The 9,084-nt window shown below is 39.9% G+C and carries 7 protein-coding genes and 1 other annotated feature; of the genes, 4 read left to right on the top strand and 3 right to left on the bottom strand.

The genetic code is table 11. The features are described from left to right. Positions 1–278, bottom strand: a 278-nt coding sequence (locus tag QME45_13925; GenBank protein MDI6619728.1) for a helix-turn-helix domain-containing protein, incomplete at its 3' end; no start/stop codon positions are given. A 145-nt stretch (positions 279–423) separates the two neighbouring features. Then, positions 424–668: a binding site (T-box leader), on the top strand. 65 nt (positions 669–733) lie between these two features. Between QME45_13925 and aspS the strand changes: the two genes are divergently transcribed. Next, the gene (gene aspS / locus QME45_13920; GenBank protein MDI6619727.1) at positions 734–2,023 is read left to right on the top strand and encodes an aspartate--tRNA(Asn) ligase; all 1,290 of its coding nucleotides are present in this window, start codon (positions 734–736) and stop codon (positions 2,021–2,023) included. A 12-nt stretch (positions 2,024–2,035) separates the two neighbouring features. Continuing rightward, positions 2,036–3,466, top strand: coding sequence for an Asp-tRNA(Asn)/Glu-tRNA(Gln) amidotransferase subunit GatB (gatB, locus tag QME45_13915; protein MDI6619726.1), 1,431 nt, complete (start codon positions 2,036–2,038; stop codon positions 3,464–3,466). 112 nt (positions 3,467–3,578) lie between these two features. Here the strand turns inward: gatB and QME45_13910 are convergent, their stop codons facing one another. After that, positions 3,579–4,403, bottom strand: coding sequence for a YihY/virulence factor BrkB family protein (locus tag QME45_13910; protein MDI6619725.1), 825 nt, complete (start codon positions 4,401–4,403; stop codon positions 3,579–3,581). Between the two features lie 20 nt (positions 4,404–4,423). Beyond that, positions 4,424–5,293 (bottom strand): SDR family oxidoreductase, encoded by an 870-nt coding sequence (locus tag QME45_13905; GenBank protein ID MDI6619724.1) that lies wholly within the window; start codon positions 5,291–5,293, stop codon positions 4,424–4,426. 594 nt (positions 5,294–5,887) lie between these two features. Here QME45_13905 and adhE point away from each other — a divergent pair. Further along, the gene (gene adhE / locus QME45_13900; GenBank protein MDI6619723.1) at positions 5,888–8,470 is read left to right on the top strand and encodes a bifunctional acetaldehyde-CoA/alcohol dehydrogenase; all 2,583 of its coding nucleotides are present in this window, start codon (positions 5,888–5,890) and stop codon (positions 8,468–8,470) included. Positions 8,471–8,637: 167 nt separating this feature from the next. Next, entirely contained in the window at positions 8,638–8,970 is a 333-nt protein-coding gene (locus tag QME45_13895; GenBank protein ID MDI6619722.1) for a hypothetical protein, read from the top strand. Positions 8,971–9,084: the final 114 nt, after the last annotated feature.

The raw sequence follows: 9,084 nt of genomic DNA, 5'->3' as shown, positions 1-9,084 counted from the left end.
AAATCCTCATGAAAGTGACTGAAATTCACATTCTGATAGTAGGGCTCATTTTTTATTTGTAAAATCCTCTCCTTGATTTCCAGCGTTAAAGTATGCTTGGGCTGTCTTCCGCAATTCCCATGTAACATGGATGAAACGCCTTTTTCTTTATACCTCGCCTTCAAGTTTTTAACTTGGCGTTCCGAAAGTCCCAATCTGTTCGCGCCTTCTTTTACCGTCATTTTCTTTTTTACGCACATACTTATCACATGTGCTTTTAGTGTTTCTTTTCGATTCATTGTTGATCTCATCCTTCAATTATTGACTTGGGGTGAAATTTTCATAAAATAATTTCATATGGTGAAATTATCATAAGTGAATCACAAAGATCAAAAAGGTTATTGACATTTGCCTGAGATTATGTATACTTATGTTTAAATATATTAAAATCCGATGATGAGGACAAGTACTTATATGCTTTAGTTAAAGCGAGTCCGGGTTGGTTGGAGCCGGATATGATGCATATTTGGAATAACACCTTTTAGGAACCATCCGAAACTATAGTAGGCGTGGTCGGAGCCTTCACCGTGAAAAGAAGGGCGGTATCGGAAGTATTCCCGTACTGCTTTAACGAGAGAACTTTTTGTAGGTTAATCTGGGTGGTATCGCGAGCGAGCCTCGTCCCTTTGCTGGGATGGGGCTTTTTTATTTTCACTGTTATTGTCAATAACTTTAAACTGAAAGGGGATACAATATGGAAAGGACATTGATCAAGGAAATTTTTAAGGGTTTGGAATGCAAGGTGACGATTTACGGCTGGGTTCACAAGATACGTGATCTCGGGAATATAACTTTCCTCATCATAAGGGATAGAAGCGGGATGATACAAGTGGTTGTGGATGGAAAGTTAAAAACCGATCTACGGCTTGAGTATGTTGTAAAGATAACAGGCATGCCTGTCAGAAATGATAAGGCGCCTGGGAATATGGAAATCGACTGTGAAGCAATTGAAGTCATATCAGATACCGAATATGAAATGATACCTCTTCAGATAAACAGGGAAGATATAGACTCCGGAATTGAGGCCATACTCGACAACAGGGTTTTGAGTCTTAGAAATCCCAAGATTCACAGTATATTTAACGTGCAGCAGGAAATCGCTTCTTGCTTTCGGGACTTTTTCAAATCCAATGGGTTTACTGAGATACAAACGCCTAAAATCGTGTCGGAAGGTACGGAGGGCGGCTCCGAATTGTTCCCTGTGAAATATTTTGGCAGGAGGGTGTATCTTGCCCAGAGTCCCCAATTTTACAAGCAGATGATGGTTGCGGCTGGGTATGAGAGAGTATTTGAGATAGGGCACGCATACAGGGCGGAGCTTCATAATACTGCAAGGCATCTTAACGAATATGTAAGCCTTGATGCAGAGATGGGATTTATAAAGGATGAAAATGATATAATGAATATTGAAAATGAGTTCTTGGAATATTTATTTTCAACTATAAGCAAAACCTGTGAATCAGAGCTCAATCTATATGGTATATCCCTTCCGAAAATCGGCCGGATACCAAGGATGACTCTGCAAGATGCAAGGGGGATAATAAAGGATAAGTATGGCAAAAGTTCTCCTCAGGGGAATATCGATACTGAAGGAGAAGTGCTTATCTGCCGATATATTAAAGAGAAAACAGGAAACGATTTTGTTTTTCTGACAAAGTATCCTGTAAAGAAAAGGCCTGTCTATGCCATGCCTGATCCCAAGAACCCCGATGTCACGAACAGCTTTGATCTTCTGTACGACGGACTCGAAATTACAACGGGTGGTCAGAGGATACACAAGTACAGGATGCTTTACGAAAATATGAAAAAGTTCCATCTTGATCCTGAAAAATTCGGATTTTACTTAGATACATTCAAATATGGGGTTCCACCTCATGGAGGTTTTGCAATAGGTCTTGAAAGGTTGACTTTAAAAATACTAAAGCTTACGAATATAAGAGAGGCGAGCCTTTTTCCGAGGGATATGGAAAGAGTGGCTCCATAGGAGGGTTTGATTATGATTTTTGATACTGTTATAGGTCTTGAAGTTCACGCAGAGCTTTCTACTAAAACAAAGATATTCTGCTCATGCTCAACGGAGTTCGGAGGGAAGCCGAATACCCATGTGTGTCCTGTTTGCCTTGGACTTCCTGGGACTCTTCCGGTATTAAACAAGGTGGTAGTCGAATATTGTATAAAAGCAGGCCTGGCGTTAAACTGCACGATATCAAAGCTAAGCAAGCTTGACAGGAAAAATTATTTTTATCCGGATCTTCCAAAAGCATATCAGATATCCCAGTATGATATGCCTCTGTGCAAGAATGGCTATATAATTTTAGAGAGCGGTAAAAAGATAAGGCTAAACAGGATACATATAGAAGAGGATGCTGGAAAGCTTATACACAGTGAAGACGGGGACTATTCACTGGTCGATTACAACAGGACAGGGGTTCCGCTTATTGAAATAGTATCGGAACCGGATATGGCGTCCCCGGATGAGGCCTTGGAATATATGGAAAAACTTAAGGGAATACTCGAATATATCGACGTATCCGACTGCAAGATGCAGGAAGGATCTTTAAGATGCGATGCGAATATTTCGATTAAACCCGAGGGCTCGAATATTCTCGGCACGAAAACAGAACTTAAAAATATAAATTCATTTAAAGCTCTCCACAGAGCGCTTTGTTATGAACAGGAAAGGCAGCAGGTAGTTATCGAAGACGGAGGAAAAGTTATACAGCAGACCAGAAGATGGGATGAACCTAAACAGAAAACCCTCATTATGAGGGGCAAGGAGCAAGCTCAGGACTACAGATATTTCCCGGATCCGGATCTTGTACCGATTGCAATCGATGATGAATATATACAAGGGCTTAAGTCCGCCCTTCCGGATCTTCCAAAAGAGAAAAGAAGAAAATTCATAGAATCTTTTGGACTGCCGGAATATGATGCAGGAATAATAACAAGTTCCAAATACCTTGCAGAATATTTTGAAGGGGTTAATGAGCATTATTATAATCCGAAGGCTGTAAGCAATTTTATAATGGGCGAGCTTATGAGGCTCATGAAAGAGGCGGATCTCGAATACAAAAACATACCTGTGAAGGCCGGCTATCTGGGTGATTTGCTGAAGATGATCGATGATGGAAAGATAAGCGTGTCGGTCGGCAAAAGGGTTTTTGAGGAGATGTTTAAAAGCGGAAAGAAACCGCTGGATATAGTAAATGAATTAGGGCTTATGCAGATATCCGATAAGGCTCAACTCGCTGAGTTTGCAAAAAAAGCTATAGAAGAGAACCCCAAATCCGTGGAGGATTATCTTTCGGGGAAAGGAAAAGCCGTGGGATTTTTGATAGGGCAGGTAATGAGAAAGTCAAAAGGCAAAGCAAACCCCACCCTGCTGAAAGATATAATTTTGCAGGAACTCAAAGGCCTCAAAAGATAGTAATTGTTTTATCTTCAATTCGCAATATGAACTTATGTTATTTTGAACACTCATTCGTCGCTCAAAATAACATAATCCTATTTATGCCTGATTTCAAATCGCGAATTGAAGTTTATTTATCTTTGCAGTTTACAAGTATGGCGTTGAGTTCAGAGCCCATGAGTATTGTTATGCTGCTCCAGTAAAGCCATAATAAAAGAGCGATGACAGCTCCTATGCTTCCATATGTTTTGGAAAAGTTTCCAAAGTTATTAACATAAAATGAAAAGCCCAGTGAAATAATAATCCAGCAAATAGTGGAGAAGGCTGCTCCGGGAATGACCTTTTTAACGGGCGGGTGGCAGTTTGGTATGTATCTGAAAAATAATATAAATACAGTGAATAATGTTATAAATACACCTAAATAGCGGAATAGATCCCATATTATATCAAGAGAATCCGAAATATACAGCATGCCGAATATCTGTCTGCCTATTATTTCTCCAAAAACAATGAGCACTATTGAAGATGTAATTAGAATTGAGGTCCCGATAGTAAACAGCATGGATATTCCTCTGATTTTCCAAAAGGGTCTTGTCTCTTTTTTCCTATATGCTTTGTTCATGCCATACATAAATGACAGCACGCTTGATGAAGAACTCCATACGGTTGCAAGCATGCCAAGGGAAATAAACGCCATTTTTCTTGTCCTTAAGATATTTGTTATCACGTCCAGAATAAGCCAGTATACACTGCGCGGAAGAAAATGAGATAAAAACAGCAGGTTATTTTCATCTATAGCTTTTGTATAGCTGAGCAATGTCATAAAGAATATTAAAAACGGGAAAAAGGATAATAGAAGATAATATGCAGCCTGGGCGCCCAAGGATGCAATTTCGTCTTCATTATACCTTCTATAGAGTTTTTTTAGGATCAGAAGCAAATCTTTATTCTTCAAGGGTATGGACCCCTTTATATTTATCCGTTTACCACTAATCCGCCATTTACATGGATAGTCTGACCTGTAACATATGACGAATCGGATGATGCAAGGAAAACATAAGCTCCGGCAAGTTCTACAGGCTGGGCGGGTCTCCCTATCGGGGTATCAGTGCCAAACTGCGCGACATCCTGTTCGCTGAAGGATGAAGGAATAAGAGGCGTCCATACCGGCCCGGGCGCGACAGCGTTCACCCTTATTTTGCTGCTTATAAGTGAAAGGGCCATCGAGCGTGTGAACGAGACTATCGCTCCCTTTGAAGCAGCATAATCGATAAGGTTTTTATCCCCCTTGTATGCTGTTATGGATGCGGTATTTATTATAGCGCTTCCAGACGGCATATAAGGAATTGCAAACTTTGTAATATAAAACATGGAAAAGAAATTTGTACCAAACGTTTTCTCAAGCTGTTCCTTTGATATATCCTCTATGCTGTTTTGAGGATGCTGCTCAGCTGCATTGTTTACAAGTATATCTATTCTCTTGAACTGGCCTACTGCCTGCTTTATCGCCTGTTTGCAGAATGTTTCGTCTCCTATATCTCCTGAAATGAGCATGCATTTTCTATTAAAAGAGTCTATTTCTTTTTTAGTCTCGTCAGCATCTTCATGTTCGTCGAAATAAGTGATGACTATATCTGCCCCTTCTCTTGCGAAAGTCAATGCGACAGATCTCCCTATGCCGCTGTCTCCACCTGTTATAAATGCAACTTTTCCTGAAAGCTTTCCTGAGGGTACATAATCTGCAAATTCATATACAGGTTTTGGATTCATGAGATTATTAAATCCAGGCTGCTTATTCTGCTTTTGTGCCGGTAACGATGTTGGAAAATTAGACGTTTTATCCATTTATACCTCAACCTCCTTGATAAGGTGCATATTTTATATTTGAACAATATTGTTTCAATCGCTAAGCTCGAAGTATATAGAGTCTGTAAACTTGATGCACCTTCATTGATATTCCCAACGGCTAAAGTCGCTGGGTCATTAAGTTATGATAAACTTTTTTGCTATTCTATAGTACAGCGCATATGCAAATGTTTTAACTTTAAGCCCATGGATAAAGTTAATTTGCTGATAAATATAGTATTAATAAATTTCAATTAAATTATCCGAATGCCCAAAAATATTTTTTTAACATATTGAAATATCCATAAAGTTGAAGTAAAATAAAATTGTTAAATGATTAACAAACAAACTCTAAAAAATGGAATACACATTTTTATATCAAGAATGTTATGGAAAGAACAAGGAACATTGCAAAAATGTATCAGAACTCTATCGATGAAGTTAAGGTATCATAAAAATCAGCATTTTCGATTCGTAATTTGAAATCAGGTATAAATAGAATTATGTTAGTTTGGATAGCGAATGAGCATTCAAAATAACATAAACTCATTACGAATTGAAGATCAGAATCAGATTTAAAACGAGGTGATATGAGTGAAAGTAACAAATGCACAGGAATTAATGCAAAAAATCAAAGAAGTAAGGGAAGCCCAGAAGAAATATTCGGTATATACTCAGAAACAGGTAGATGAGATATTCAGGCAGGCAGCGATGGCCGCGAACAATGCAAGGATTTATCTTGCCAAGATTGCCTGTAAAGAGACGGGTATGGGGATCGTTGAAGACAAGGTTATAAAAAACCATTTTGCATCGGAATATATTTACAACAAATACAAGGATGATAAAACATGTGGAGTAATCGAGAAGGATATAGCATTCGGCATCGCAAAAATAGCCGAACCCATAGGTGTAATTGCAGCTATCGTTCCCACAACGAATCCCACGTCGACTGCCATATTTAAATCCCTTATAGCGCTTAAAACCAGAAACGGCATCATATTTTCACCGCATCCGAGGGCAAAAAAGTCAACTACGGAAGCAGCGAGGATAGTTCTGGAGGCCGCCGTAAAAGCAGGGGCACCGGAGGGCATTATAGGATGGATCGATGAACCTACTATAGAGCTTTCGCAATTGCTGATGAAAGAATGCGATAAAATACTTGCAACGGGGGGACCCGGGCTTGTTAAGGCCGCATATTCTTCAGGAAAACCTGCCATAGGCGTGGGACCTGGAAATACACCTGCTATAATAGATGAAACAGCCCATATAAAAATGGCCGTAAATTCAATACTTCTTTCAAAAACATTTGATAACGGAGTAATATGCGCATCTGAACAGTCTGTGATCGTAATGGATAAAGTATATGACGAGGTAAAAGACGAGTTCAGGGAAAGAGGAGCTTATTTTCTAAAAGGCAATGAAATAGACAAGGTAAGGAAAATAATCCTAATTAATGGTTCGGTAAATGCTAAGATCGTTGGGCAGAGTGCATATAAAATCGCAAAGATGGCAGGAATAGAAGTCCCAGAATCAAGCAAGGTTTTGATCGGTGAAGTTGAGTCCGTTGAACTTGATGAGCCGTTTTCTCATGAAAAACTTTCACCGATACTCGCAATGTACAAGGTGAAAAGTTTTGACGAAGCTCTCGAAAAGGCAGCAAGGCTTATTGAACTTGGAGGATTCGGGCATACTTCCGTTCTGTATACGAATCAGGTTGTATCGAAGGATAGGATTAAAAAATTCAGTCAGGTTATGAAAACCGGAAGGACAATAATAAACATGCCTTCTTCGCAGGGAGCGATAGGAGATATATACAACTTTAAACTGGAGCCATCTCTTACCCTTGGTTGCGGCTCTTGGGGAGGGAATTCAGTATCGGAAAATGTTGGAGTTAAACATCTTTTGAATATAAAAAGTGTTGCCGAGAGGAGAGAAAATATGCTTTGGTTTAGAGTCCCTGAAAAAATTTATTTCAAATTCGGATGTCTCGCAACTGCCCTCAATGAACTCAAGGATATGGGAAAGAAAAGGGCATTTGTCGTGACAGATAAGGGATTGTTCGAACTTGGATATGCCGACCTTGTTACAAACGTACTGAGTGAAAGAGGTTTGGAATGCGAGGTATTCTTTGATGTGGAGCCGGATCCTACGCTTTTGTCGGCGAAAAAAGGCGCAATGGAGATGCAGGAATTCAAGCCCGATGTCATAATAGCGATAGGCGGAGGTTCCGCAATGGATGCGGCTAAAATCATGTGGGTTCTCTATGAACACCCGGAAGTAAAGTTTGAAGATCTTGCAATAAGGTTTATGGATATAAGGAAGAGAGTGTACCGCTTCCCAAGGATGGGCGATAAAGCCATGATGGTCGCCATACCGACTACTTCAGGAACAGGTTCGGAAGTTACACCATTTGCTGTAATAACAGATGAAAAAAATGGAATGAAATATCCGCTTGCAGATTATGAACTGACCCCCGATATGGCGATTGTAGATGCTGAACTAATGATAAAGATGCCAAAGGGTCTTACGGCGGCATCAGGGATCGATGCGCTTGTTCATGCTCTTGAAGCATATGTTTCGGTTTTGGCATCCGAATATACAAACGGCCTTGCATTGGAAGCCGCAAGACTGGTATTTAAATATTTGCCGCAGGCATACAATGAAGGAACTGTAAATGTAAAAGCAAGAGAAAAAATGGCTCATGCATCAACTATGGCAGGTATGGCATTTGCCAACGCATTCTTGGGCGTATGCCATTCGATGGCCCATAAATTAGGGGCAATGCATCATATACCCCACGGTATTGCAAATGCCCTTTTGATAGATGAAGTCATAAGATACAATGCTGTAGACAACCCGAGAAAACAGGCGGCATTCCCGCAGTACAAGTATCCTAACGCCAAGTGGAGATATGCAAGGATCGCTGATTACCTGAAATTGGGGGGAAACACAGATGAGGAAAAGGTGGAGCTTCTAATCAAGGCTGTAGATAAGCTTAAAGATACAGTAAATATACCGAAGTCTATAAGCAAAGCAGGAGTCAGCAAAACGAGTTTTTACGCTACGCTTGATGAAATGTCTGAACAGGCTTTCGATGACCAGTGTACAGGAGCAAACCCGAGATATCCTCTTATAAGCGAGATTAAACAGATGTATATAAATGCATTTGGAGAATAAAACATTTATTGCCCGATAGGAAAGTTGTAGAGCAGTGGAAAAGTTACAGCACAATGCAATTTCATGCATTGTGCTGTAACTTTTTTTATATATTTTATGAATGATAAACAGGTAATCAAACATATAATTTAAAAAGCCGAAATTTTTAAATAATTAAGGGGTGAAAAATGGGACATATTTTTGATGAAAAAAATATACGCGAACGTTTAATATCGGAGTTTAAGTATCCGAGGGGCCATGTGGATGCAATATCCGGCAGAATCCTGAAAATGAATCCTGAAGTACTTGAAAACCTTAAATACTGGTGGGAGACAGGCGAAATAAAACCTCTTGAAGTTCATGGTTATACCTTAGAGAGACTCCAAAAGGTGCACGGTATGGATATAATTGCAGCATACATTATGCTCGACTGGCTTTCAAGTGAACCCGAAAAAGCAAAAAAATCGCTGGCGAGAGTGAACCTAAAGCCCGTGAGAACAACAGACGACGGGGACGGTTAAGCAAAAGTTTGGGGTTTGGGGACGGTTAAGGGTTTGGGGACGGTTAAGCAAAAGTTGGGAGTTGAGGTTGCAAGTTTGGGGACGGTTAAGCAAAAATAATTGAATTATGCTGTG

This window comes from Clostridiales bacterium (assembly GCA_030016385.1).
Taxonomy (GTDB): Bacteria; Bacillota; Clostridia; order Clostridiales; family Oxobacteraceae; genus JASEJN01.
The sequence above is the reverse complement of the archived record's forward strand: the minus strand, read 5'-3'. Positions and strand labels throughout refer to the sequence as shown.

Coding starts and splice junctions, on each gene's coding strand:
- aspS (MDI6619727.1), top strand. CDS start 734: ATGGAAAGGACATTGATCAAGGAAATTTTTAAGGGTTTGGAATGCAAG.
- gatB (MDI6619726.1), top strand. CDS start 2,036: ATGATTTTTGATACTGTTATAGGTCTTGAAGTTCACGCAGAGCTTTCT.
- QME45_13905 (MDI6619724.1), bottom strand. CDS start 5,293: ATGGATAAAACGTCTAATTTTCCAACATCGTTACCGGCACAAAAGCAG.
- QME45_13895 (MDI6619722.1), top strand. CDS start 8,638: ATGGGACATATTTTTGATGAAAAAAATATACGCGAACGTTTAATATCG.